18 protein-coding genes, 1 tRNA gene and 1 pseudogene are annotated in these 26164 nt (G+C 73.5%); 17 read left to right on the top strand and 3 right to left on the bottom strand.

Going from position 1 to position 26164, the window contains the following annotated elements:
• Window positions 1-68: 68 nt before the first annotated feature.
• From argC to cobA, 15 genes are all read left to right on the top strand, one after another.
• Window positions 69-1097, top strand: a complete 1029-nt coding sequence (gene argC / locus ACIRYZ_RS20070; protein ID WP_402945910.1) for an N-acetyl-gamma-glutamyl-phosphate reductase — start codon at window positions 69-71, stop codon at window positions 1095-1097.
• 17 nt (window positions 1098-1114) lie between these two features.
• Window positions 1115-2263, top strand: a complete 1149-nt coding sequence (gene argJ / locus ACIRYZ_RS20065) for a bifunctional glutamate N-acetyltransferase/amino-acid acetyltransferase ArgJ (protein WP_402946071.1) — start codon at window positions 1115-1117, stop codon at window positions 2261-2263.
• 85 nt (window positions 2264-2348) lie between these two features.
• Window positions 2349-3224, top strand: a complete 876-nt coding sequence (gene argB / locus ACIRYZ_RS20060) for an acetylglutamate kinase (protein ID WP_402946069.1) — start codon at window positions 2349-2351, stop codon at window positions 3222-3224.
• Window positions 3221-4426 carry an acetylornithine transaminase gene (locus tag ACIRYZ_RS20055; RefSeq protein WP_393031958.1) on the top strand — a complete coding sequence of 402 codons (1206 nt, stop codon included), beginning with the start codon at window positions 3221-3223 and terminating at the stop codon, window positions 4424-4426. The genes argB and ACIRYZ_RS20055 overlap by 4 nt, the downstream gene beginning before the upstream one ends.
• A gap of 23 nt (window positions 4427-4449) precedes the next feature.
• Window positions 4450-4998 (top strand): arginine repressor, encoded by a 549-nt coding sequence (locus tag ACIRYZ_RS20050; protein WP_387627893.1) that lies wholly within the window; start codon window positions 4450-4452, stop codon window positions 4996-4998.
• A gap of 133 nt (window positions 4999-5131) precedes the next feature.
• Window positions 5132-6556, top strand: coding sequence for an argininosuccinate lyase (gene argH, locus ACIRYZ_RS20045; RefSeq protein WP_402945907.1), 1425 nt, complete (start codon window positions 5132-5134; stop codon window positions 6554-6556).
• Window positions 6557-6663: 107 nt separating this feature from the next.
• Window positions 6664-6921 (top strand): hypothetical protein, encoded by a 258-nt coding sequence (locus tag ACIRYZ_RS20040; protein ID WP_393031950.1) that lies wholly within the window; start codon window positions 6664-6666, stop codon window positions 6919-6921.
• A 235-nt stretch (window positions 6922-7156) separates the two neighbouring features.
• On the top strand, window positions 7157-7660 hold the full coding sequence (locus tag ACIRYZ_RS20035; RefSeq protein ID WP_402945905.1) for a GNAT family N-acetyltransferase: 504 nt from the start codon (window positions 7157-7159) through the stop codon (window positions 7658-7660).
• 551 nt (window positions 7661-8211) lie between these two features.
• Window positions 8212-9237, top strand: a complete 1026-nt coding sequence (locus tag ACIRYZ_RS20030; protein WP_402945903.1) for a methionine ABC transporter ATP-binding protein — start codon at window positions 8212-8214, stop codon at window positions 9235-9237.
• A complete protein-coding gene (locus ACIRYZ_RS20025; protein WP_387627886.1) occupies window positions 9234-9962 on the top strand; it encodes a methionine ABC transporter permease in 729 nt (242 codons plus the stop codon). The genes ACIRYZ_RS20030 and ACIRYZ_RS20025 overlap by 4 nt, the downstream gene beginning before the upstream one ends.
• Window positions 9963-10019: 57 nt before the next feature.
• Window positions 10020-10844 carry a MetQ/NlpA family ABC transporter substrate-binding protein gene (locus ACIRYZ_RS20020; RefSeq protein WP_393031936.1) on the top strand — a complete coding sequence of 275 codons (825 nt, stop codon included), beginning with the start codon at window positions 10020-10022 and terminating at the stop codon, window positions 10842-10844.
• 198 nt (window positions 10845-11042) lie between these two features.
• A complete protein-coding gene (locus tag ACIRYZ_RS20015; protein WP_393031933.1) occupies window positions 11043-11678 on the top strand; it encodes a GNAT family N-acetyltransferase in 636 nt (211 codons plus the stop codon).
• Between the two features lie 160 nt (window positions 11679-11838).
• Window positions 11839-13095, top strand: coding sequence for a precorrin-6y C5,15-methyltransferase (decarboxylating) subunit CbiE (gene cbiE, locus ACIRYZ_RS20010; RefSeq protein ID WP_402945900.1), 1257 nt, complete (start codon window positions 11839-11841; stop codon window positions 13093-13095).
• A 718-nt stretch (window positions 13096-13813) separates the two neighbouring features.
• A complete protein-coding gene (cobT, locus tag ACIRYZ_RS20005; RefSeq protein WP_402945898.1) occupies window positions 13814-17719 on the top strand; it encodes a nicotinate-nucleotide--dimethylbenzimidazole phosphoribosyltransferase in 3906 nt (1301 codons plus the stop codon).
• Between the two features lie 107 nt (window positions 17720-17826).
• Window positions 17827-19074 carry a uroporphyrinogen-III C-methyltransferase gene (gene cobA / locus ACIRYZ_RS20000; protein ID WP_402945896.1) on the top strand — a complete coding sequence of 416 codons (1248 nt, stop codon included), beginning with the start codon at window positions 17827-17829 and terminating at the stop codon, window positions 19072-19074.
• A 64-nt stretch (window positions 19075-19138) separates the two neighbouring features.
• On the opposite strand, the gene ACIRYZ_RS19995 is transcribed toward cobA, so the two are convergent.
• Complete coding sequence (locus ACIRYZ_RS19995; RefSeq protein WP_402945894.1) at window positions 19139-21880, bottom strand: SpoIIE family protein phosphatase; 2742 nt, start codon at window positions 21878-21880, stop codon at window positions 19139-19141.
• Between the two features lie 89 nt (window positions 21881-21969).
• Between ACIRYZ_RS19995 and ACIRYZ_RS19990 the strand changes: the two genes are divergently transcribed.
• A complete protein-coding gene (locus tag ACIRYZ_RS19990) occupies window positions 21970-22776 on the top strand; it encodes a TrmH family RNA methyltransferase (protein WP_402945892.1) in 807 nt (268 codons plus the stop codon).
• Window positions 22777-24290: 1514 nt separating this feature from the next.
• Here the strand turns inward: ACIRYZ_RS19990 and ACIRYZ_RS19985 are convergent.
• Window positions 24291-25106, bottom strand: a pseudogene (locus tag ACIRYZ_RS19985) (serine/threonine-protein kinase); the annotation flags it as partial.
• Between the two features lie 407 nt (window positions 25107-25513).
• On the opposite strand from ACIRYZ_RS19985, the gene ACIRYZ_RS19980 reads away from it, so the two are divergent.
• A complete protein-coding gene (locus ACIRYZ_RS19980; RefSeq protein WP_402945890.1) occupies window positions 25514-25714 on the top strand; it encodes a hypothetical protein in 201 nt (66 codons plus the stop codon).
• 266 nt (window positions 25715-25980) lie between these two features.
• Here ACIRYZ_RS19980 and ACIRYZ_RS19975 read toward each other — a convergent pair.
• Window positions 25981-26052: transfer RNA gene (locus ACIRYZ_RS19975), tRNA-Val, on the bottom strand.
• Between the last annotated feature and the right edge of the window lie 112 nt (window positions 26053-26164).

Below are 26164 nucleotides of genomic sequence, written 5' to 3'. Positions count from 1 at the left end.
CCCCACGCCCAGCCTTGCATGACTTTTCCTTCGCGCGTATATTCATGCCACGACTAAGGAGGAACGCCATGGCATTGCGAGTCGCCGTCGCCGGCGCGAGCGGGTACGCGGGCGGCGAGGTGCTGCGCCTGCTGCTCGGCCACCCGGAGGTGGAGATCGGGGCCCTGACCGGCGGCTCGAACGCGGGCACCCGCCTGGGCGCGCTGCAGCCGCACCTGATCCCGCTGGCCGACCGCATCCTCGAACCCACCACCCCCGAGGTGCTGGCCGACCACGACGTGGTGTTCCTGGCGCTGCCACACGGCCAGTCCGCCGCCGTCGCCGAGGCGCTCGGCCAGAACGTCCTGGTGGTCGACTGCGGCGCCGACTTCCGGCTCAAGGCCGCCGCCGACTGGGAGCAGTTCTACGGCTCCGCGCACGCCGGCACCTGGCCCTACGGCCTGCCCGAACTTCCCGGCCACCGCGCCGCGTTGAAGGGCAGCAACCGGATCGCGGTACCGGGCTGCTACCCGACGGCGGTCTCCCTGGCGCTCTTCCCCGCCTACGCGGCCGGGCTCGTCGAGTCGGAGGCCGTCGTGGTCGCCGCCTCCGGCACTTCCGGCGCCGGCAAGGCCGCCAAGCCCCACCTGCTGGGCAGCGAGGTCATGGGCAGCGTCAGCCCGTACGGCGTCGGCGGCGTGCACCGGCACACCCCGGAGATGGTGCAGAACCTCACTCCGCTGGCGGGCGAGCCGGTCACCGTCTCCTTCACCCCCACCCTCGTCCCCATGCCGCGCGGCATCCTCGCCACCTGCTCGGCCAAGGCCAAGCCGGGGGTGAGCGCCGAGAGCCTGCGCGCCGCCTACGCCGAGGCGTTCGCGGACGAGCCGTTCGTCCACCTGCTGCCCGAGGGGCAGTGGCCGCAGACCAGCAGCGTCTACGGCGCCAACACCGCCCTGGTCCAGGTCGCCCTGGACCCGACCGCTGGGCGGATCATCGCGATCAGCGCGATCGACAACCTGGTCAAGGGCACCGCGGGCGGCGCGGTGCAGAGCATGAACATCGCCCTCGGACTGCCCGAGGAGCTGGGCCTTCCCGTGAACGGAGTCGCACCGTGACCACTCAGAACACCGGCGTGACCGCCGCCAAGGGCTTCCGGGCCGCCGGGGTCACCGCGGGCATCAAGGCCTCCGGCACCCCGGACCTCGCGCTGGTGGTCAACGACGGCCCCTCGCTCGCGGCGGCCGGCGTCTTCACCGCCAACCGGGTCAAGGCCGCGCCGGTGCTCTGGTCCGAGCAGGTCCTCAAGGGCGGCCAGGTCTCCGCCGTCGTCCTCAACTCCGGCGGCGCCAACGCCTGCACCGGCCCGCTCGGCTTCCAGGACACCCACGCCACCGCGGAGAAGGCGGCCGAGGAGCTGGGTCTCAACGCGGGCGAGGTCGCCGTCGCCTCCACCGGCCTGATCGGCGTCCGGCTGCCGATGGACGTCCTGCTGCCCGGCGTCACCCTGGCCGCCGCGGAGCTCAGCGAGACCGGCGGCGAGGCCGCCGCGATCGCCATCAAGACCACCGACACCGTGCACAAGACCGCCCAGGTCACCAGCCCGGCCGGCTGGACGGTCGGCGGCATGGCCAAGGGCGCGGGCATGCTCGCCCCGAGCCTGGCCACCATGCTGGTCGTCCTCACCACCGACGCCGACCTGGACGCCGCCGCCCTGGACGCCGCGCTGCGCGGTGCCACCCGCACCACCTTCGACCGGATCGACTCCGACGGCTGCATGTCGACCAACGACACCGTGCTGCTGCTCGCCTCCGGCGCCACCGGCATCACCCCGGACCAGGCCGAGTTCGCCGAGGCCGTCCGCGCGGTCAGCGCCGACCTGGCCCGCCAGCTGATCGGCGACGCCGAGGGCGCGAGCAAGGACATCCGGATCGACGTCACCGGCGCCGCCACCGAGGACGAGGCCGTCGACGTCGCCCGGACGATCAGCCGCAACAACCTGCTCAAGTGCGCCGTCCACGGCGAGGACCCCAACTGGGGCCGGGTGCTGGCCGCGATCGGCACTACCTCCGCCGCCTTCGACCCGAACCGGCTCGACGTGGCCATCAACGGCGTCTGGGTCTGCAAGGACGGCGGCGTGGGCGAGGACCGCGACCTGGTGGACATGAAGGGCCGCGAGGTCGTCATCACCGCGAACCTCAACGCCGGTACGGCGAGCGCCTCGCTGTGGACCAACGACCTCACCGCCGACTACGTCCACGAGAACAGCGCCTACTCCAGCTGACACCTGATCGGACGAGGAACCGAGACCCGTGCAGATCGCACCCAAGGGCGAACAGGCCCGCAACAACAACGCGTTGCCCAAGGCCATGACGCTGATCGAGGCGCTGCCGTGGCTGGAGCGCTTCCACGGCAAGACCGTCGTGATCAAGTTCGGCGGCAACGCCATGGTGGACCACAGCCTCAAGGCGGCCTTCGCCCAGGACGTCGTCTTCCTCCGCTACGCCGGACTCCACCCCGTCGTGGTGCACGGCGGCGGCCCGCAGATCAGCGCCCAACTCGACAAGCTCGGGCTGGAGTCCAGCTTCACCAACGGCCTGCGCGTGACCACGCCCGAGACCATGGACGTGGTCCGGATGGTGCTGGCCGGCCAGGTGCAGCGGGAGCTGGTCGGTCTGCTCAACGAGCACGGCCCGTTCGCCGTCGGCATGACCGGCGAGGACGCCCACACCATGACCGCGGTCAAGCGCTACGCGGTGGTGGACGGAGAGCAGGTCGACATCGGCCTGGTCGGGGACATCGTCAACATCGAGGCCGGCGCGGTGAAGGCACTGATCGCCGACGGCCGGATCCCGGTCATCTCCTCGATCGCCCGCAGCGCCGACGGCCACGTCTACAACATCAACGCGGACACCGCCGCCTCCGCCCTCGCGGTCGCGCTCGGCGCCGAGATGCTGGTGGTGCTCACCGACGTCGAGGGCCTCTACAAGGACTGGCCGCACTCCGACGACGTGATCAGCCAGCTCAACGCGAGCGAGCTGGAGGATCTGCTGCCGGGCCTGGCCAGCGGCATGGTCCCCAAGATGGAGGGCTGCCTGCGCGCCGTCCGCTCCGGCGTGGGCACCGCCCGCGTGCTGGACGGCCGGGTCCCGCACAGCCTGCTGCTGGAGATCTTCACCGACGAGGGCATCGGCACGATGGTCGTGCCGGACGACGAACCGACCGTGACCGGGGGACTGGCATGACGCACAACGAGCAACTCACCGGCCGGTGGCAGCACACCTTCACCGACAACTACGGCACCCCCCGCATCCCGCTGGTGCGCGGCGAGGGCGTCAAGCTCTGGGACGCCGACGGCAAGGAGTACACCGACCTGCTCGGCGGCATCGCCGTCAACGCCCTCGGCACCGCCCACCCGGCCGTGGTCGAGGCGGTCAGCAAGCAGATCGCCACCCTCGGCCACGTCTCCAACCTCTTCATGGCCGAGCCGACCATCGCCCTCGCCGAGCGGCTGCTGGAGCTGGACGGTCGGGAGGGTGGCCGGGTGTTCTTCTGCAACTCCGGCGCCGAGGCCAACGAGGCGGCCTTCAAGATCAGCCGGCGCACCGGCCGCACCCATCTGGTCGCCCTCCAGGGCGGCTTCCACGGCCGGACCATGGGCGCCCTCGCGCTCACCGGCCAGCCCGCCAAGCAGGACCCGTTCCGCCCGCTGCCCGGCGACGTCACCCACGTCCCGTTCGGCGACGTCGAGGCGCTGCGCGCGGCCGTCACCACCGAGACCGCCGCCGTCTTCCTGGAGCCGATCCAGGGCGAGAACGGCGCCGTCCCGCTGCCCGAGGGCTACCTCAGGGCCGCCCGCGAGATCACCCGGGCCACCGGCACCCTGCTCGTCCTGGACGAGATCCAGACCGGCATCGGCCGCACCGGCCACTGGTTCGCCCACCAGGCCGAGGAGGGCATCGAGCCGGACGTGGTCACCCTGGCCAAGGCGCTCGGCGGCGGCCTGCCGATGGGCGCGGTGCTGGCCTTCGGCGAGGCGGCCGAGCTGCTCACCCCGGGCCAGCACGGCACCACCTTCGGCGGCAACCCGGTGGCCGCCGCGGCCGGGCTCGCGGTGCTGGACACGATCGAGTCCCAGGGCCTGCTGGAGCACGTCCGCAAGATCGGCGAGCGGCTGCGGCACGGCGTCGAGGCGATCGGCGACCCGCTGGTCTCGCACGTGCGGGGGGCCGGACTGCTGCTCGGCATCGTGCTCACCCGGCCGGTCTCGGCCAAGGTCCAGGCCGCCGCGCAGGAGGCGGGCTTCCTGGTCAACGCGGCCGTCCCGGACGCGGTACGGCTGGCGCCGCCGCTGGTGCTGACCGAGCAGGAGGCGGACGCCTTCCTGGCCGCGCTGCCCGGCATCCTCCGGATGGTGCGCGAGAGCGCCCCGGCCGATGCGAGCTGACCGTCGTCCGGGAGAATAATCACATGACCGATTCCCGCTCCGGCCCCTCCGCCGCCGGCCCGACGCCGCAGGTCCCGCAGACCCGCACCGCGCGCCACCGGCGGATCGTGGACCTGCTCACCCGCCAGCCCGTGCGTTCGCAGAGCCAGCTCGCCAAGCTGCTCGCCGACGACGGACTCGTGGTCACCCAGGCCACCCTCTCCCGGGACCTGGACGAGCTGGGCGCGGTCAAGATCCGCAACCGGGACGGCGCGCTGATCTACGCCGTCCCGGCCGAGGGCGGCGACCGTACGCCGCGTGCGCCGATGGGGGAGTCGGCCAGCGAGGGCCGGATGGCCCGGCTGGCCGGCGAGCTGATGGTCTCCGCGACCGCCTCCGGCAACCTGGTCGTGCTGCGCACCCCGCCCGGGGCCGCGCAGTTCCTGGCCTCGGCGATCGACCAGGCCGAGGTGTTCGAGATCATCGGCACCATCGCCGGTGACGACACCGTGCTGCTGATCAGCCGGGACCCGTCCGGCGGCCAGGCGCTCGCCGACCACCTCATGCAGCTCGCCCAGGCCAAGGCCCAGTAACACCTCGACACCTCGAAACCCCGGTACTCGGACCAGCTCCGGCCGGGGTTTTGTGTTTCATGCGGCATCGTGCATACTTATGCCACCTACTGCACATGTGTGCAGCACTGCAGCCGTGTAAGGAGCCACCGCGATGACCGCCCAGCAGTCCTCCGACGTCCGCCTCTGGGGCGCGCGCTTCGCCGACGGCCCGTCCGAGGCGCTGGCCAGGCTCTCCGCCTCGGTCCACTTCGACTGGCGCCTCGCCCCGTACGACATCGCCGGCTCCAAGGCCCACGCCCGGGTGCTGCACAAGGCCGGACTGCTCTCCGAGTCGGAGCTCGCCGCCATGCTGGCCGGCCTCGACCAGCTGCTCACCGACGTCCAGGCCGGCACCTTCACCGGCACCGTCGCCGACGAGGACGTCCACACCGCCCTGGAGCGCGGTCTGCTGGAGCGCCTCGGTGCCGACCTCGGCGGCAAGCTGCGGGCCGGGCGCTCGCGCAACGACCAGATCGCCACCCTGTTCCGGATGTACCTGCGGGACCACGCCAAGACCATCGGCGGCCTGCTGCTCGACCTCCAGTACGCCCTGGTCGGCCTCGCCGAGGCGCACCCCGACACCGCGATGCCGGGCCGCACCCACCTGCAGCACGCCCAGCCCGTCCTCTTCGCCCACCACGTCCTCGCGCACGTGCAGGCCCTCGGCCGGGACGCCGAGCGGCTGCGCCAGTGGGACGCCCGCACCGCCGTCTCCCCGTACGGCTCCGGCGCGCTGGCCGGCTCCTCGCTCGGGCTCGACCCGCAGGCCGTCGCCGCCGACCTCGGCTTCGAGGGCGGCTCCGTCGGCAACTCCATCGACGGCACCGCCTCGCGCGACTTCGTCGCCGAGTTCGCCTTCGTGACCGCGATGATCGGCGTCAACCTCTCCCGGATCGCGGAGGAGGTGATCATCTGGAACACCAAGGAGTTCGGCTTCATCACGCTGCACGACGCCTTCTCCACCGGCTCCTCGATCATGCCGCAGAAGAAGAACCCGGACATCGCCGAGCTGGCCCGCGGCAAGTCCGGCCGGCTGATCGGCAACCTGACCGGCCTGCTGGCCACCCTCAAGGCGCTGCCGCTCGCCTACAACCGGGACCTCCAGGAGGACAAGGAGCCGGTCTTCGACTCCTGCGACACCCTGGAGGTGTTGCTGCCCGCGTTCACCGGGATGATGGCCACCCTCACCGTGCACCGGGAGCGGCTGGAGGAGCTGGCCCCGGCCGGCTTCTCGCTCGCCACCGACATCGCCGAGTGGCTGGTCAAGCAGGGCGTGCCGTTCCGGGTCGCGCACGAGGTGGCCGGAGCCTGCGTCAAGGTCTGCGAGGCCCAGGGCATCGAGCTGTCCGACCTGACCGACGAGCAGTTCGCCTCGATCTCCGCGCACCTGACCCCCGAGGTCCGCTCGGTGCTCAGCGTCCACGGCGCCATCGCCGCCCGCAACGGGCGCGGCGGCACCGCCCCCTCGGCCGTCGCGGTCCAGCTCGTCGAGGTGAAGGCGGACCTGGCGCGGCAGCAGGAGTGGGCCGAGAGCTGACCGTCGGTCAGCGGGGGAGGGGCGCGGCGGTCCGACCGGCGCGCCCCTCCCGTGTACGTGCCCCGGTCCGGGCGTAACCGCGCCCGCCCGGGCCCGTCATGCACGGTGTGTGCACAGCCCTTCCGCCCGTCCCCTCGGCCGAGGACGTCTTCCTCGCCGAACGCCGCCGCCACGTGGTCCGCGAGGCCGTCGCCGCCCTGCCCGGCCGCTGCCCCCAACTGGTCGCCGCCCTCGCCGAGGACCCACCGCCGACCTACCGCGAACTCTCCGAGCGCCTCGGCATGCCCCGCGGCTCCATCGGCCCCACCCGCTCCCGCTGCCTGGCCTGCCTCCGGCTGCTGCTCCATGCGGAGCGCTACCTCTGAGTGATCGCGGCGACGCCCCGTACCGCCCTCCCGCCTCACCTCGCCGCCTTCCACGCCCCCGCCCGCCCCGGCGTGACACTCGCCACTGTCTGCCCCTCCGAAGATTGAGGGGAGCTGACACCCGGGTAGAGCGCTGGCGAACGTCACTCTTGACGGTGGTGCGATCCCTCGGATACTGAGCGTGAGCGCGCCACCCTCTGCGCGCCGGGCACGACGACTGGGGAGGCCCCTCCACATGGGCATGAGTGTGATCATCTCGGCCGCGGCGGCCGAGGATGCCGAGCAGATCCTCAAGCTCCAGTACCTGGGCTACCAGCCCGAGGCGGAGCTGTACGGTGACTGGGCGATCGAGCCCCTGACGCAGACCCTGGAGAGCCTGCGCGCCGAGCTGGCCGAGCAGCACGTCCTGGTCGCCCGGCTGGGCGACGAGGTGGTGGGCGCCGTCCGCGGCCACGTCGACGCCGAGGGCATCGGCCGGATAGGGCGCCTGGTGGTCCATCCCCGGATGCAGCGGCACGGCCTGGGCGGGCGGCTCCTGGACGCCCTGGAGCGCAGCCTCGCCGACGACGGCCGTCCGGTGACCGCCTACCACCTGTTCACCGGCCACCGCAGCCTCGGCAACCTGCGTCTGTACGCCCGCCAGGGCTACCGGCAGACCGCCGTCGAGCAGGTCAGCAGCCGGCTGAGCTTCGTGCACCTGGAGAAGCCCGTCGCGACCCCGATCGCCGCGACCGCCTGAGCCCCAGCCCCTACGGGCCGCTCCTCGGCGCCGCCACCATCCGGACCGGAAGGTGGCGGCGCCGAGTCGCATCTGCGCTGGTCACGGCTATGTCTGTCCGTAATGCGGACAGCTGTGCAGAATAATTGGGCGCAATTCGGCTGATCTGTTTTACTGGCTCACATGACTGCGACGACGAACTGGACCCCCACCGGCACGCTGCCGGCAGGTGAGCGTGCCATGTGCCGTCGAATGTGTCACTGCTGAGGGCCACCGCCCCCGGGCACCCCGCTGAGGGTGCCTCCCCCTCGCGCCCCGAAGCGAGACTCCGGCGCCGCTCCCGTCCGTGCGAGCGCGCCTTCCTCCCGGAACCCCTTCCTCCGGCGTGCCCGCCCAGCCGCGGCCGCCGATGACTCGTAAGGGCCACGCCGTCGCGCGGCCCGGCCGTCCAGCGGCCACGATCAAGGGGTGGCAGGTCCGGATCCCCCTGGCGAGGCGTGGTGGGACACCGCCGACCGCAACCCCGGTCGGGCGGTCGACACCGCCGCCCGCCCCGACCCACGGAAGCAGCTGTGATCACCACCACGGACCTCACGAAGGTCTACCGCTCCCGAGGCCGCGAGGTGACCGCCCTCGCCGGCGTCGACCTGCACGTCCGCCCGGGCGAGGTCTACGGAGTCGTCGGCACCAGCGGTGCCGGCAAGTCCACCCTCATCCGCTGCGTGAACATGCTGGAACGCCCGACCTCCGGCACCGTCACCGTGGACGGGGTCGAGCTGACCGCGCTGTCCGGCGGCGAGAACCGGGCCGGCCGGGAGCTGCGCGAGGCGCGCCGCCGGATCGGCATGGTCTTCCAGCACTTCAACCTGCTGTCCTCACGGACGGTCCAGCAGAACGTCGAACTCCCGCTGGAGATCATCGGCCTGGACCGCACCCAGCGTCGCCGCAAGGCCACCGAACTGCTCGACCTGGTCGGCCTCGGCGACAAGGCCCGCAGCTACCCCAACCAGCTGTCCGGCGGCCAGAAGCAGCGCGTCGGCATCGCCCGCGCCCTGGCCGGCGACCCCAAGGTGCTGCTCTCCGACGAGGCCACCTCGGCGCTCGACCCGGAGACCACCCGCTCGATCCTCAAGCTGCTGCGCGACCTCAACCAGCAACTGGGCCTGACGGTCCTGCTGATCACCCACGAGATGGACGTCATCAAGACCGTCTGCGACTCCGCCGCCCTGATGCGCGGCGGCAGGGTGGTCGAGTCCGGCGAGCTCACCGACCTGCTGGCCGATCCCGGCTCGGAGCTGGCCCGCGAGCTGTTCCCGCTCAGCGAGTTCGGCACCGGGCAGCCCGGCTCCACCGTGCTGGAGATCACCTTCCAGGGCGACACCTCGGGCCAGCCGTTCGTCTCCCAGCTCGCCCGCACCTACCAGATCGACATCAACATCCTCGGCGCCGCCGTCGAGACCATCGCCGGCCGGATGGTCGGCCGGATGCGGGTCGAGCTGCCCGGCGCCCACCAGGACAACGTGGTGCCGATCGGCTACCTGCGCGAGCAGGGCCTGCAGGTGGACGTGATCGGCGCGGGGAACGGAGCGGTGGCATGACCTGGGACCAGATGTGGGCGCTGATGGGGCCCGCCACACAGGAGACCTTCCAGATGGTCGGGGTGTCCGCGGCGGTCACCGTGCTGCTCGGCCTGCCGCTGGGCGTGCTGCTGGTGCTCACCGACAAGGGCGGCCTGCTCGCCAACCGGGCCGTCAACAAGGCCATCGGCTTCGTGGTGAACATCGCCCGCTCGGTGCCGTTCATCATCCTGATGATCGCGCTGATCTCCTTCACCCGCTGGCTGGTCGGCACCTCCATCGGCTGGCAGGCGGCGACCGTGCCGCTCACCATCGGCGCCATCCCGTTCTTCGCCCGCCTGGTCGAGACCTCCGTCCGTGAGGTCGACCGCGGCCTGATCGAGGCGGTCCAGTCGATGGGCGGCAGCACCTGGACGATCGTGCGCAAGACCCTGCTGCCCGAGGCACTGCCCGGCATCGTGGCCTCGGTCACCACCACGGTCATCACCCTGATCAGCTACTCCGCGATGGCCGGCACGGTCGGCGGCGGCGGCCTCGGCACCCTCGCCGTCAACTACGGCTACCAGCGCTTCGAGACGGCCTTCATGTGGGTCATCGTGGCCGAGCTGGTGATCCTCGTCACCGCCGTCCAGCTGATCGGCGACTTCGCCGTCCAGCGCCTGGCCCACCGCGGCCGCACCGGCGGCCGGACCCGGCTGCTCGGCCGCACCCCGACGACTCCCGACAAGGACCTCGTCGCCTCCTAGACCTCCCTCGTCCGACTCCGGACGCGGCTCCCAGGAACACGCAGAAAGGCACTTTTCGTGCGCAACGCCCTGAAGTTCACCAGTGTCCTCGCCACCGCCGGCCTCGCCCTCTCGCTGGCCGCCTGCGGCAGCTCCGGGTCCTCCTCCTCGGACCCGAACGCGCCGCTGAAGGTCGTCGCGAGCCCCACCCCGCACGGGCAGATCCTCAAGTACGTCAAGGACAACCTCGCGGAGAAGGCGGGCCTCAAGCTCGACATCAAGGAGGTCACCGACTACGTGACCCCCAACACGGCGGTGCAGGACGGTTCGGCCGACGCCAACTACTTCCAGCACGTCCCGTACCTGGAGGACTTCAACAAGAAGCACGGCACCGACATCGTCTCGGTCGAGACCGTGCACCTGGAGCCGCTGGGCCTCTACTCCAAGAAGGTCAAGGCGATCACCGACCTGCCGGACGGCGCCACCATCGGCCTGCCCAACGACGCCACCAACGAGGGCCGCGCGCTCAAGCTGCTCGCCGACAACAAGCTGATCACCCTCAAGGACGGCGTCAGCACCACCGCCACCCCGGCCGACGTGACGGGCAACCCGAAGAACCTCAAGTGGAAGGAGCTGGAGGCCGCCCAGCTGCCCCGCTCGGTCTCCGACCTCGACGCCGCCGTCATCAACGGCAACTACGCGATCGACTCCGGCCTGAAGCCGGCCACCGACGCGCTGGTGCTGGAGAAGGCCGAGGGCAACCCGTACGCCAACATCCTCGCCGTCAAGAAGGGCAAGGAGAACGACCCGCGGGTCAAGAAGCTCGCCGAGCTGCTGCACTCCGACGAGGTCAAGAAGTACATCAACGACACCTTCCAGGGCTCGGTCATCCCGGCCTTCTGATCGTCATACGGTCATACCTTGTCACGTTCGACCGGGCCCCCGCCGCACCTCGGCGGGGGCCCGGTCGGGCAGTATGCACCAGGGACACCGCGGGAGACCGGGTTCTGACGTACCGTCGTGCGGCGGCGCACCGCGTGGTACCCGGGGCGCGACGGAGGCGTACGGTGTTGTGTTCACGACCCGGCGAGGAGAGACGGCATGGCAGCGAGCTTCCCCGAGACCGCCATCAGCACCGAACGGCTGCTGCTGCGTCCCCTTGCGGAGGACGACGCCCCGGGCCTGGCCACCATGATGGCCGACGACCTCGTCCTGGCCTGGACGGATCTCCCGCACCCCTTCACCGAGCAGTACGCGGCCGAGCTCGCCCGCACCGTCGCCCCCGTCCACCGGGCGGACGGCCGCGGCATAGTCTTCGCCGTCACCGAGCACCTGACCCAGCGCCTGGTCGGCCTGGTCGAGCTGCGCAACACCGACTGGCGGCTGCGCAGCACCGAGATCTCCTACGTCACCGCCGTCTGGGCCCGCGGTGAGGGCTACGCCCCGGAGGCCGTGCTCGGCGTCGCCCAGTGGTTGTTCGAGGACCGCGGCTTCCTGCGCCTGGAGATGCGCACCGCCGCCGGGAACACCGCCGCCCAGCAGGTCGCCCAGAAGATCGGCGGCATCAGCGAGGGCGTGCTGCGCAGCGCCTGGATAGTGCGGGGCGAGTCCGGCGAGGTCGTGGAAGAGAGTCGCAGTGACCTGATCCTGTGGAGCCTGCTCCCGGAGGACCTGGAGTCGCCCGACCTGCGCCGGGACGGCTGGCACGGCGACCACCGCTACGTGCTGCGCGACTGATCCACCGCCCGTCGCCGCCTCGACGGCACCCGGCCACCTGATCGGCACGGACATGTGTACGAGATGTCGGCCCCCAAGGGATCACACCCGGTAGCCTCTGCACCGGTGCCGCACAGTCGGCGCGACGAGCCGCGCACGAGTCGAGGGAGAACGGCCGCAGATGGCTGACCGGATCACGGTCATCGGGTGGGACGGAACGCCGCTGACCGAGGCCGCCGGTGCGGCCCTCGCCGCGGCGACCCTGGTGGCCGGCGCCCCCTACCAACTGGGCGCCCTCCCGGTGCCGGACGCCGCCGAGCGGATCACCCTCGGCAACATCCAGCAGGCCGCCAAGCGGATCGCCGAGCACCGCGGCGCCGCCGTCGTGGTCGCCGAGGGCGACCCGGGCTTCTTCGGGGTGGTGCGCACCCTGCGTCGCCCCGAGTACGGCCTCGAACTCGAAGTCCTGCCCGCCGTCTCCTCCGTCGCCGCCGCCTTCGCGCGGGCCGGGATGCCCTGGGAGGACGCCCAGGTGGTCAGTGCCCACGGCGGCCGGCTGCGCCGCGCGGCCAACATCTGCCGGGCCCACCCCAAGGTCGCGGTGCTCACCGCGCCGGGCGCGGGCCCGAGCGAACTCGCCCTGATGCTGCGCGGGGTGCACCGGACCTTCGTGGTCTGCGAGGCCCTCGGCACCCCGGAGGAGGACGTCGCCGTCCTGACCTCCGACCGGATCGCCGACCACGTCTGGCGCGACCCCAACGTGGTGCTGGTGATCGGCGGCACCGCCCAGCCCGGGGCGGTGGACGAGGCGGCCGGCTGGCTGGCCGGGCGCCCGGTCGGCTACCCCGGCGCGGAACGCGGCTGGGCGCTCCCCGTCGACGCCTACGCGGGCGCCGGGCGCACGGAGGATGAAACGGGCGCGTCGGGAGCACTCCCCGCGCACGTCCGCGCGCTGGTGCTGGCCCGTCTGGGTGCACGGCCCGGGGACCTGGTCTGGTCGGTCGGCGCCGGCAGCGGCGCCCTTGCGGTGGAGGCGGCCCGGTTCGGCGCCGCCGTGGTCGCGGTGGAGGCCTCCCGCTCGGCCTGCGCCCGGCTCACCGTCAACGCCCGCCGGTACGGCGTCGAAGTGGAGACGGTGCACGGCCGGGGCCCCGAGGTGCTGGGCGGGCTGCCGGAGCCGGACGCCGCGGTGGTGGAGTCCGGCGGCCTCGACGTGGTGCGCGCCGTGCTGGCCCGCAAGCCCGAGCGCTTCGTCGCGCTGGCCCGCACCTTCGCCGAGGCGGAGGAGATCCGCCGGGCCATCGCCGAGGCGGGCTACCGGGCGGACGGGGCGCTCCTGCAGTCCACCCCGCTGCGGCCCGCCGGCGAAGGCGGCGGACTGCAGCTCGGGACGGGCGCGAGCGGTGCGCTGCTGCTCTGGGGTGAGCAGATCGTTTGAACCCTCCCCCAGCTGAAGCAGGGGGATTCCTGGCTCACTCTGCCTGACACCTAGCAGGTGGCGGGGCTTACAAGATCAACACCAGCCGGGTTGGAACCAGCCCGGTTTGGCAGTGCAGGCAAAGGAGCTGCTGTGCTGGCTTGGTTCTCGCTCAGCACCTCGGGGATCGTACCGCCTTCGGGTGGGCGACGGTTCGTATTGACGGTGAATCGTCGGTTCCTGGAGGCGTTCGGTGAAGGCCTCGGGTGAGTGCCGGGACCGCCGCGCGGGCCGACGGTGATCCAGGTCGCATCCGGACACTGATTCGAGAGGTCACCGCGCCGGGCCGGTAGTGTGGCGTCCCAGGCGGCTGCAGCCGTCGGCGACCCGCCTGATTCGGTCGGTTTGTCACCTTTTTGACGTGGTGCAACCCGGTTCCGCTCGGAGTGTGGGCAATTCGACGGGCCGTGTGCCGGACCTGGAGAATGCCGTAGGGTCCGGTGCGGTCGTGCCGGTTGCTCCGGGCTGTCGTTGTTTCAGATGGTGCGCCGTCCTCACGGGCGGGGCCCGGGCCGGGGTGCCGCAGCGCGCCGGAAGGACTTTGGCCGCAGCGCTTCGGCGCGGCGGCCGCGTGTGGTTGAGGGGCGGGTCGGTGCAGGCCCGGCCCGTGCGGATGGGCGCTGCGGTCGGTGATCGCGTCGCCAAGGGGCGCGGCAGCGGCCTGGAAGGAGCTTTGACAATGACCGATGGCGGCCACGTCCCGGGCGAGGGACTGCCGGAGCACCTGCACGCCGGGCCGGACCCGCTCGGCGGACCGGAGGGCGTCGCGGGCGTTGCACCCCTGCAGGGCGTCGTGACGGACAGCGGAATGATCCCCAGCCCGGCGGCCCCGGTCGGCGGCCTGCCCGGCGCGGTGCCCCTCGGCGCCGGCGTCATCCCGTCGCAGGCCCAGCCCGAGTACACCGTGCCCGGCATGCCGTACCAGGCTGTCCCGGGCGAGGGCTGGACCGTCGACCAGGGTGCCGCGCGCCCGGCCTTCCACTTCGTCGACCAGCCGGACGGGCTGGACGACGAGGACGACGTGCTGCTGATGCCCGGTCCGCAGGGCTCCTGGGGCGCCGAGCAGGCGCCGTTCGCGCCGCAGCCGGACGGCACCCCGGTCGAGCCGTCCTGGCCGCCGGTGGACCCGCCGGTGCTCGGCGCCGAGCACGCCCAGCAGCAGCCCGTCCTGGGCGGCCCGGCACAGCCGCAGGCCCAGCAGCCCGTGACGCAGGCTCAGCCGCCGCGCCGCCCGCTGCACGCCGGCCCGCCGATTCCGGACCCGTCGCTGATGACCGGCCAGGTGCCGGTTCGCTCGCTGGCCGACCGCGGCCCGTCGCAGGGCGGTACGCCCGCGCACGGCATCCCGGTCGTCGGCCGCCCGCCGATGGGCGAGGCCGTCGCGCCGGTTCCGGGTGTCCCGCCGCAGGGCGTGCCGCAGACTGTGCCGATGGCGCCCGCCGCGCCGATGCCTCCGGCGGCTTCCACGGTCGAGGGCATGCCCGAGGTTCAGCAGGCGCCGCAGGGCCAGGGCTTCCAGCAGGTGCCGCTGCCCGGGCAGCCGATCGAGGGCCTGATGACCGTCGAGACGATCGGGGCGATCGAGGTGGTCGAGGTCGTCGGGACTCCGGAGGCCCTCCAGGCCGTACCGGCGCCCGAGGCCGCCCAGGTGGTGGCGACTCCGGAGGCCGCACAGGCGCAGGCCGTCGTGGTCGAGCCGGTTCCGGCGGAGGGCGTCGCCCAGCCGGTGGCCGAGGCCGTCGCGGTCGAGTCCGCCGCCGTCGAGACCGTCCTCGTCGAGGTCGCCGCTGAGGCGATCGCCGTCGAGAGCGCCGCCTTTGAGGCCGTTGAGGCCGTTGCCGCCGAGGGCGGCGCCGAGGCCGTCGCGACCGCCGAGCAGGCGGAGGCCCCCGCTCCGGCCGGTCAGCCGCGCCGGATCTCCGCCTTCCTCGCCGCGCCGACCCCGCACGGCCTGCCCAAGGTCGAGGCCGTCCAGCAGGCCCCGGTGGCCGAGGAGGCGGCGCAGCAGCAGCCCGCTCCCATAGCGGCCGCCGACGCACCGCAGGCCGTCGAGGTGGTCCAGGAAGCCCCGGCGGACCAGGAGGCCGAGCAGGGCGCCGGGGCCGCGCCGCAGGCCGTCGTCGAGCCGGTCGTCGAGCCGGTCGCCGAGCCGGTCGCCGAGACCGCCGTCGGCACCGGTGAGATGCCCTCCGGCCAGGCCGTCGAGCAGACCACCGAGCAGCCGGCCGAGCAGCCCGCCGCCGAGGGCGAGCAGCCGCAGCCGGAGGCCGCCCAGGCCGGGCAGCCGGCCGAGGCCCCGGCCGAGCCGGTCGCCGAGCAGACGGAGCAGGCCGTCGAGGCCGCCGCTGAGCCCGCTGCCGAGCAGGCCGTCGTTGAGCAGGCCGTCGCTGAGCAGGCCGTCGAGCAGCCCGCCGAGGCGCAGGCCCCGCAGGCCGCCGAAGCCGTCGCGCCGGAGGCCGAGCAGCAGTCCGCCGCCGAGGCCGCGGAGCCCGCCGAGCAGCCGGTCGCCGAGCAGGCGGCCGAGCAGCCCGCCGAGGCCCCGGCCGCCGAGCAGCCGCAGGCCGAGCCGGTCGCGGAGCAGGCCGAGCAGAGCGAGCAGCCCGCCGAAGCCGTCACGCCCGAGACCGCCCGGGAGGAGGCCCCCGCCGCCGAGGAGCAGCCCGCCGCGGAAGCCCCGGCCGTCGAGGAGCCCCAGCCCGAGCCGGCCGCGGAGCAGACCGAGCAGAGCGAGCAGCCCGCCGAAGCCGTCACGCCCGACGCCGCCCGGGAGGAGGCCCCTGCCGCCGAGCCCGCCGAGCCCGCCGAGCCCGCCGAGCCCGCCGAGCCGCGCGGCCCGGCCGCCCCCGGTTACGACGAGTCCGGCCGCGACGCCGTCCACCAGGTGATCCGCGAGCGCCGCGACATCCGCAACGGCTTCCGCCCGGACCCGATCCCGCACGAGGTGCTGATCCGCGTCCTGGAGGCCGCCCACACCGCGCCCAGCGTCGGCTACTCGCAGCCCTGGGACTTCGTGGTCATCCGCTCGGCCAAGACCCGCCGGCGGATGCACGCCCTGGCCGAGCGCCAGCGCGAGGCGTACGCGGACTCGCTGCCCAAGGGCCGTGCCAAGCAGTTCCGCGAGATCAAGATCGAGGCCATCCTCGACACCCCGGTCAACATCGTGGTCACCGCCGACCGCACCCGCGGCGGCCGGCACACCCTGGGCCGGCACACCCAGCCGCAGATGGCCCCGTACTCGGCCGCCCTGGCCGTCGAGAACCTCTGGCTGGCCGCCCGCGCCGAGGGCCTGGGCGTCGGCTGGGTGAGCTTCTTCGACGACGAGGAGCTGGTCCGCGAGCTCGGTCTGCCCGAGCACCTGGAGGTTGTCGCCTACCTGTGCGTCGGCTTCGTCGACTCGTTCCCGGACGAGCCCGAGCTGGAGCAGCAGGGCTGGGCCAAGAAGCGCCCGCTGTCCTGGGTGGTCCACGAGGAGCAGTACGGCAACCGGGCGCTGCCCGGCGAGGAGCCGCAGAGCCTGCTGGCCGACACCCTGCGCGGCATCCGCCCGCTGGACGCCAAGGCGCTCGGCGAGGCCTGGGACCGGCAGAAGCGGATGACCAAGCCGGCCGGCTCGCTCGGCATGCTGGAGATCATCTCCGCCCAGCTGTGCGGCCTGTCCCGCAAGTGCCCGCCGCCGATCCCGGAGCCCGCCTGCGTGGCGATCTTCGCGGGCGACCACGGCGTGCACGCCCAGGGCGTCAGCCCCTGGCCGCAGGAGGTGACCGCCCAGATGGTCGGCAACTTCCTGGCCGGGGGAGCGGTGATCAACTCCTTCGCCAAGCAGATCGGCACCGAGGTCTGCGTGGTGGACGTCGGCGTGGCCGCCGAGCTGCCGGACGCCGTCCAGCAGGGCCGCGCCACCGGCCTGCTGCCGCGCAAGGTCCGTCCCGGCACCGGCGACATGACCCAGGGCCCGGCGATGACCCGCGAGGAGGCCCTGAAGGCGATCGAGGTCGGCATCGAGACCGCCCGCGACCTGGTCGCGGCGGGCAACAAGGCGCTGGTCACCGGCGACATGGGCATCGCCAACACCACCGCCTCGGCCGCCCTGATCTCGGTGTTCACCGGCCTGGACCCGGCCGAGGTCACCGGCCGCGGCACCGGCATCGACGACCACACCCACGCGCACAAGGTCGAGGTCATCCGCGCCGCGCTGGCCCTGCACCAGCCTGACCCGAACGACCCGATCGGCGTCCTCGCCGCCGTCGGCGGCCTGGAGCACGCGGCCATCGCCGGCTTCCTGCTGGGTGCCGCCTCGCTGCGCACCCCGGTGGTGCTGGACGGTGTCATCGCAGGTTCGGCGGCACTGGTCGCCAAGGCGATCGCCCCCGAGGTACTGGCCGCCTGCATCGCCGGCCACCGCTCCGCCGAGCCCGGCCACCAGGCCGCGCTGGCGAAGCTGGGCCTGCGTCCGCTGATCGACCTCGACCTGCGGCTCGGCGAGGGCACCGGTGCCCTGCTGGCCCTGCCGCTGGTGCAGAGTGCGGCCCGCGCGATGCACGATGTAGCCACCTTCGACTCCGCCGGGGTCACCGAGAAGGCCTGACGCATCCCGTCACCACTCCGCGGACCGGCCCGAGGGCGCGCCGGCCCGCGGAGTGGCGTACCGCCGTACCGTCCCCGACACCCTCCCCCCGATCAGGAGCACCGCCGATGACCGCGCCCACCCCGCACCCCAGCACCGAGGGCCGCACCCCGTACCCGGTCGGCCTGCTGCTGGCCGGCCGCCGCGTCGTCGTAGTCGGCGGCGGCCAGGTCGCGCAGCGGCGGCTGCCGGCCCTGATCGCCTCCGGCGCCGAGCTGCACCTGATATCCCCGGCCACCACCCCGGCCGTCCAGGCCATGGCCGACGCGGGTGAGCTGACCTGGCACGCCCGCCCGTACCGGGACGGCGACCTGGCCGGGGCCTGGTACGCCCTGGTCGCCACCGACGACCCGGAGGTCAACGCGGCGGTCAGCGCCGAGGCCGAGCGGGAGCGGGTGTTCTGCTCCCGCAGCGACGACGCCTCCGCCGCCACCGCCTGGACCCCGGCCAGCGGCCGCGACGCGGGCGCCACCGTCGCCGTCCTCACCGGTGACCCGCGGCACTCCGCCGCCCTGCGCGACGCCATCGTCGGTGGCCTGCGGGACGGCTCGCTGGCCTCCCGCCAGTACCGCTCGCACGGCGCGGGCGTCGCCCTGGTCGGCGGCGGCCCGGGTGACCCGGACCTGATCACCGTGCGCGGCCGCCGACTGCTCGCCGACGCCGACGTGGTGGTCGCCGACCGCCTCGCCCCGCGCGAGCTGCTCGCCGAGCTGCCCGAGGACGTCGAGGTGATCGACGCCTCGAAGATCCCGTACGGCCGCCAGATGGCCCAGGAGGCGATCAACCGGGCGCTGATCGAGCACGCCGAGGCCGGGAAGTTCGTGGTCCGGCTCAAGGGCGGTGACCCGTACGTCTTCGGCCGTGGCGGCGAGGAGCTGCTGGCCTGCGCCGAGGCGGGCATCCCGGTCACCGTGGTGCCCGGGATCTCCAGCTCGATCAGCGTCCCGGAGACGGCCGGCATCCCGGTCACCCACCGCGGGCTGACCCAGGAGTTCACCGTGATCTCCGGCCACGTCGGCCCGGACGACCCGCGCTCGGTCACCAACTGGGAGGCCGTCGCCGGGATGAGCGGCACCCTGGTGCTGCTGATGGCGGTGGACAAGATCGGCGCGATCGCCGCCAAGCTGGTCGAGCACGGCCGTCCGGCCGAAACCCCGGTCGCGATCGTCCAGGAGGGCACGACCGCCGCCCAGCGTCGGGTGGACGCCACCCTGGGCACCGTCGCCGCGGTGGTCGAGGCCGAGGGGGTCAAGCCCCCGGCGGTGATCGTCGTCGGCGACGTGGTGAACGTCCTCGCCGCCGCCTTCCAGCGCTAGGGCCTGTCTTCGAACTCCCGCCTGCGGGCGGTTCGTGGAGTAGGAAGTCGGCCGGTCCGACTTCCTACTCCAGCGGCTGCTCCGTCCAGATGACCTTCCCGGTCGCGGTGTAGCGCGTCCCCCAGCGGGCCGCGAACTGCGCGACCAGGAACAGTCCGCGCCCGCCCTCGTCCTCGGTCGCCGCGTACCGCAGGTGCGGCGAGGTGCTGCTGCCGTCCGACACCTCGCAGATCAGCGCCCGGTCGCGCAGCAGCCGCACCCTGATCGGCCCGGAGCCGTACCGGATCGCGTTGGTCACCAGCTCGCTGAGGATCAGCTCGGCGACGAACGCGGCCTCGTCCAGCCCCCAGTCCGACAGTCGCGCCGCCACCTGCGCCCGGACCGTCCGCACCGCCGCCGGGTCGGCGGGCACGTCCCACTGCGCCACCTGGTCCGGCCTCAGTATCCTGGTCCGCGCCACCAGCAGCGCGATGTCGTCCTGCGGGTGCGCCGGCAGCATCGCCCCGAACACGTCCGCGCAGATCTGCTCCGGCGTGCGCGGGGGCCCGCTGAGCGCCGTCCGCAGTAGCGCCAGCCCCTCGTCGATGTCCCGCTCGCGGTCCTCCACCAGACCGTCGGTGTACAGCACCAGCCGGCTGCCCTCGGCGAGGTCCAGCTCGACGGTCTCGAACGGCAGCACCGCCAGCCCCAGCGGCGGCCCGGTCGGCAGCTCCGGGAACACCACGCCGCCCTGCGGGTCCACCACGGCCAGCGGCGGGTGCCCGGCGCTGGCCAGCGCGCAGCGCCGGGACACCGGGTCGTAGATCGCGTACAGGCAGGTCGCCCCGGCCAGCCCCGCGCTCTCGCTGAACGCCGCCTCGTCCCGGTCGATCCGGGTCACCAGCTCGTCCAGGTGCCCGAGCAGCTCCTCCGGCGGCAGGTCCAGGGTCGAGAAGTTGTGGATCGCGGTGCGCAGCCGCCCCATCGTCGCAGCCGCGTGCAGTCCGTGGCCCACCACGTCGCCGACCACCAGCGCCACCCGCATGCCCGGCAGCGGGATCACGTCGAACCAGTCCCCGCCCACCCCGGCCTGGGCCGGCAGGTAGCGGTGCGCCACCTCCAGCGCGTTCTGCACCGGCAGGCTGCGGGGCAGCAGGCTGTGCTGCAGGGTCACCGCCATCGCGTGCTCACGGGTGTAGCGCCGGGCGTTGTCGATGCACACCGCCGCGTGCGACACCAGCTCCTCGGCCAGCGCCAGGTCCTCCGGCTCGAACGGCTCCGGCTGCTCCGACCGCCAGAACCGGGCCACCCCCAGCAGCACTCCGCGCGCCCGCAGCGGCACCCGTACCAGCGAGTGCACCCCGTACGCCAACGCCTGCTCCGAGCGCTCCGGGTCCTGCTCCCGCCAGCCGCGCTCCTCGGCCAGCCGCGGCTCCAGACTGGGCTCCCCGCTGTGCAGCGCCCCGGCCAGCGGGGTGGCGGGCACCACCTCCAGCAGGGTGCCCACCGGGTAGAACGGCGCGTCACTCCTGATCCCGGCGACGGCGGCGCGCCGCATCCGGCCCAGCGAGGCGCCCGGCGGCGGCTCCTCGCCGGCCGGCACCTGCTCGGCGAGGTCCACCGTGACGAAGTCCGCGAACCGCGGCACCGCGACCTGTGCCAGCTCCTCCGCGGTCCGGGTCACGTCCAGCGAACTGCCGACCGTCATCCCGGCGTCGTACAGCAGCCGCAGCCGCCGCTGCGCGCCCTCGGCCCGGCCGGTCAGTGCCAGCAGCTCGGTGGAGTCGCGCAGCGTGGCGACGCAGCCGGCCAGGCCGCCCGCCTGGTCGGTCAGCCGGACGTTCACCGCGAGCAGCCGCTCCCCGGCCATCACCACCTCGTCGGTCACCGGGCGGTTGGTGGTCAGCAGCTCCAGCGGGGCGGGCTCCAGGCCCAGCCCGGTCACCGGGCGGCCCTCGGCGTTCGGCGGCAGGTCCAGCAGCCGGCGCGCCTCGTCGTTGCAGAGCAGCAACTGCCTGTCCCCGCCGACGATCATCACGCCCTCGCGCACCGCGTGCAGCACCGCCGCGTGGTGCTCGTACATCCGGGTCATCTCGGCCGGGCCCAACCCGTGCGTCTGCCGCCGCAGCCTCCGGCTGATCAGCGCCGTACCCAGGGTGGCCAGCCCGATCGCGCCGGCCGCCGCGCCCAGCACCACCGGCAGCTGGCGCTCGCTCGCGGTGGAGACGCTGCTCAACGTGACGCCCGCCGAGACCAGCCCGACCACCGAGCCGCCCGGCGCGTACACCGGGACCACCGCCTGGACCAGCGGGCCGAACGTGCCGGTCAGATGCTCGGTCACCACTTGGCCGTGCAAGGCGGGCTCGTAGGTGCCGACGAACTTCTGGCCGATCCGGGCCGGGTCGGGGTGGGTGTAGCGGATGCCCTGGTCGTTCATCACCACGATGAAGTCCACGCCCGAGGAGATCCGCGCGGACTGCGCCTTCGGCTGGAGGACCGCGGTCGGGTCGGGGGAGCGCAGCGCGTCCACGATGTCCGGCGAGTGGGCGAAGGACTGCGCGACCGCCACCGACCGGTCGCGGGCCTCGTGGTCGGCGTCGGTCTGGGACTGCACCACCAGCGCCACCACCGCCCCCGCCACCAGCAGCAGCACGATCAGGATCTGCAGTGCGAACACCTGCCCGGCCACGGATCGGTGTCGTACCGGTTTCGGCCGCTTCGCGCGGGGCAGCTGTTGCCGACCGTGTGGGCGCCCACCGAAGGAGCCGGCGTCGCCAGTGGCACCAGAGGCCGACGGAGCCCAGGATCGGCCCGGATTTCGGGCCATACGGTCATATTTGCACTCCGGATAGTCCGGGACCACCTTGTCCCTTCAGCCGTTTGGCCTTCCCCGCCCCGGCTTGGCAAGATCGCAGGGTGTCCGAACCCAGCACCATCACCGACCCCGCCGACCCCCGCCTCGCCGACTACACCGGCCTCACCGACGTCGAACTGCGCCGCCGCCGCGAACCCGCCGAGGGCCTGTTCATCGCCGAGGGGGAGAAGGTCATCCGCCGCGCCCTCGCGGCCGGCTACCGGATGCGGTCGATGCTGCTCACCGCCAAGTGGCTGGACGTGATGGCCGACGTCATCGCCGAGGCCGACGCCCCCGTCCATGTGGTCGAGCCCGCGCTCGCCGAAGCCGTCACCGGCTATCACGTCCACCGCGGCGCACTCGCCTCGATGGAGCGCAAGCCCCTCCCGGACGCCGCCGACCTGCTCGCCGGGGCCCGCCGGGTCGCCGTGCTGGAAGGCCTGGTCGACCACACCAACCTCGGCGCCATCTTCCGTAGTGCAGCCGCCCTCGGCATGGACGCCGTCCTCCTGTCACCCGACTGCGCCGACCCGCTCTACCGCCGGGCCGTCAAGGTCTCCATGGGCGCCGTCTTCGCCGTCCCCTACGCCCGCCTCGACCCCTGGCCGGCTGCCCTCGCCACCGTCCGCGAGGCCGGCTTCACCCTCCTCGCCCTCACCCCCGCCGACAGCGCCGTCGACCTCGCCGCCCTCGCCCCCCACGCCCTCCCCAAAACCGCCCTCATGCTCGGCGCCGAAGGCGACGGCCTCACCCCCGACGCCATCGCCGCCGCCCACCACCCCGTCCGCATCCCCATGGCCCACGGCATCGACTCCCTCAACGTAGGCGCCGCCGCAGCCGTGGCCTTCTACGCCGTCACCACGCGCTGACCCCCGCCCCCGCCGTACAGGAAGTCGACCCACCCGACTTCTCGGGCGCGCCTCCTGGCCGGCCGACTTCCCAACCGAGCCGGTCCTTCCCCCGCACCCGAGTCGGCCTCGGCGCAGGAATTCGAACCACCCGGCTTCCTGGGCATGCCTCACCGCGCCGATGCAGGGCCGTCCGGCCCGGCCGCGCGTGATTCGTCGTGGCGCGCCTGCTCCCGGCCCTGCGCACAGGACGTCGGCTCGGCCGACTTTCCGTGCCCCGGAGCCTCGCAGGAAGCGGGCCGCGCCACCCCGTCGAGCGACTCCCGATCGGCCGGCGCGAGAAGTCGGCGGGACCGACTCTTCGCGCCCCGCCCGTTGCCTCAGCCCGTCGGGGCAGTCGGCGGGGCCGGAGCAGCGGCCGGGGGTGGGGTGGTGAGGCCGGTACCGCCGGAGGCGCCGGCGCCGGGCCAGGATTCGTCGAGGGTGCCGTCGGCGCGGACGGTGTAGCGGGTGGAGGTGGTCGCGCCGGTGGCGGCCACGCGTTCCTCGCGGACGACGGCGCTGCCGTCCAGGCGCCAGGTGGCCGTGGCCTGCGGGTCGGCCGTCGAGGTGCGGGAGGTGGCGGCGACCGGGTTGTCCCCGGCGAAGGTGTAGAGCTGGACGAGGTCGACCGGCGCCGACCCCTCTGCCCGCCGCAGCACGACGACCGCGGCCGGCTGGCCCTTGTACCGGGCCGGCAGCACCGTGCTCAGCGCGACCTGCGGCCCCGCCCCGGCCGAGTGCCCGTCCTTCAGCGCGACGGAGGCCCGGCCCGCCCCGTCGGGGTAGCTGCGGTTCGGCCAGTCCACTACCGGACCGGGCCCTTGCGCGGGCGCCAGCGCGCCGTCCCCCGCACCACCCCGCGCCGCCGGAGGCGGTGTTGTCGGGAGCGGCGTCGCCGGGAGCGGTGCCGCCGTGGTCTGCAGGGCGATGTCCATCGAGGTCCCGGGCACCGCCTGCTCGCCCCCGCGGCCTCCGGTGTTCGCCGTCGCCGTCTGCCCGACCGGCGGCCGCATCCCCTGGTTGCCACGGTTCTCGCAGCCCTGCGCCGCCGCGATGGCCAGCGCGACACCGATCGTCACGGTGACGAAGACCACCAGCCGCTGCCGCAGCAGCCGCTGCCGTGCCATGCCGGGCCGCCCGCCGGGAGCCGGGGTGTGCTGCCGGTCCCGGGGTCGGGGCCGGGCCGGCGGCGGGGTCTGCGGTCGGGCCCGCAGCGGGCGGGTCACCGGCGTCGCCTCGGGCCGCTGGGAAGGTGCTGCCGGGCGTCGCGCCGGGGTTCCGGCAGCCTGCCCGCCGGAACGACCGGCGGCCGCGCCTCTGGCCCGCGCAGGAGCGGCGGGCTCGGACGAGCGCCCGGGCGCCGGGACACCCTGCCGGACACCCGCGTGTGCAGGATCCTGCGCAGCAGCAGCAGCAGCAGCAGCAGCGGGCGGAGCGGTCGGGGCCCCTCGCCGGGCCCCGCGCCCGCCGCCACCGGCGGCCGCCGCCGCACCGCGCGCCGCCAGTTCGCTGAGCCGATCGTGCAGCGCGGCCGCGCCGGGCCGTTCGGCGGGCTCCTTGGCCAGGCAGGCCCGGATCAGCGGGGCGAGCTGCGGGGGGACGGCGGACAGGTCGGGCTCCTCGTGGACGACCCGGTACAGCATCACCTCGGAGGAGGCGCCCGACCCGAACGGCGTGTCCCCGGTGAGCGCGTACGCGAGCGTCGCTCCGAAGGCGAAGACGTCGGTGGCCGGGGTGACGGCCGCGCCGCGCACCTGTTCGGGCGCGAGGAAGCCGGGGGAGCCGACCGCGGTGCCGACGTGGGTGAGGGTGCTGGCGCCGCGCGACCAGGCGATGCCGAAGTCGATGATCCGCGGGCCGCGTGGGGAGAGCAGGATGTTGGACGGCTTGAGGTCGCGGTGGACGACCCCGGCCTCGTGCACCTTGACCAGGCCGTCGGCGAGCGCCGCCCCGATCCGGGCGGCCTCGGGCCAGCTCAACGGCCCTTCGTCGCCGACCTGCTTGTAGAGCGAGGGCCCGGGCACGTACGCCGTGGCGAGCCAGGGCCGGTCGGCCTCGATGTCGGAACCGACGACCCGGGCGGTGCAGCCGCCCCGGATCCGGGAGGCGGCGGCGATCTCGCGTGCGAAGCGGGTGCGGAACTCCTGGTCCTCGGCGAGCTCGGCGCGGATCAGTTTGAGGGCGACGCGCTGCCCCCGGCGGTCGGAGCCGAGGTAGACCACGCCCATGCCGCCGGCCCCCAGTCGCCGGTGCAGGCGGTACGGCCCGACGATGCGGGGGTCCTCACGCCTCAGCCGCATCATCGCCATGTCTCGTTCCCCGTCAGCCTGTGGGTGAGGCCCCGTCGGTTGGGGCATCGTCAGTTCCTGTCTGGCACAGCTTACGGACTGCCCGCTGCGGTGTGCTGATACGCAACACCTCAAGCCACCGTGCGATTGTCGGATCGTGCGCTGAGCTGCAGGCCACAGGGGTGCCTAATCGCTTCTCGGGGTTGCCCCTCAGGGTTCCCCCGGGGGCGGCGAAAGACCTGTCTCCCCCTCCGGTAGTACGCCTTGAGTCTGAGCGTCATCCTCCGGGATGCCCGAGGAACAGTACGACGGCATGACGCCCGAAAGGCCCCCTGACCAATAGCGTTGTGCTCAGCGGTGGACGGGGAGCTCGTCCCCCGAGGTAAGCCGTCCACCGCGCCAAATCGACCGGATCAGGAGCAGGGCCCATGGCATCGCAGCAGACGGGAACCTCCCGCCGCCGTCGGTCGGCCTTCATCCAGCCCCAGTCCGCCGAGCAGCCCACCCGGCACCCCGCCGTGGCGCTGGCCATGGCCCTGCCGTGCGCCGTGGTCCTGATGCTGCTGTTCGGCGGGTGGGACCAAATGGCCAACCAGGCCGAAGCCGTGGCCAACCTGATCGGCCGCTGAGGAAGGAACACCAGAACGGGCACTGGTCCCCTGGGGACGGGGAGCAGTGCCGCCGGGGAAGCCGCGGCCGCGATGACACGCGGACGGGCGAGGAGCGGTCCGCAGAGCACCCCGGCAGGCGGAGATGCCGCGTACGGGCGCCGGTGAGGGCGACCGTACGCGGCTCTTCTCTTTTCCAGCCGCTCTCCGGCAGCACTCCGGCAGCACCGGAACGACAAAACGGCCGGGGCCGTGATCCCTACGGACCACGGCCCCGGCCGTTACTGTGCGCGATACTGGGATTGAACCAGTGACCCCTACCGTGTCAAGGTAGTGCTCTCCCGCTGAGCTAATCGCGCCTGGTGTGGCGGTCTTGCAGCAGACCCCGGAGGGTCCGTTACTGTGCGCGATACTGGGATTGAACCAGTGACCCCTACCGTGTCAAGGTAGTGCTCTCCCGCTGAGCTAATC

Source organism: Kitasatospora sp. NPDC101155 (assembly GCF_044768305.1).
GTDB lineage: Bacteria > Actinomycetota > Actinomycetes > Streptomycetales > Streptomycetaceae > Kitasatospora.
Note: the sequence above shows the minus strand (reverse complement) of the source record. Positions and strands in the feature narration are given on the sequence as shown.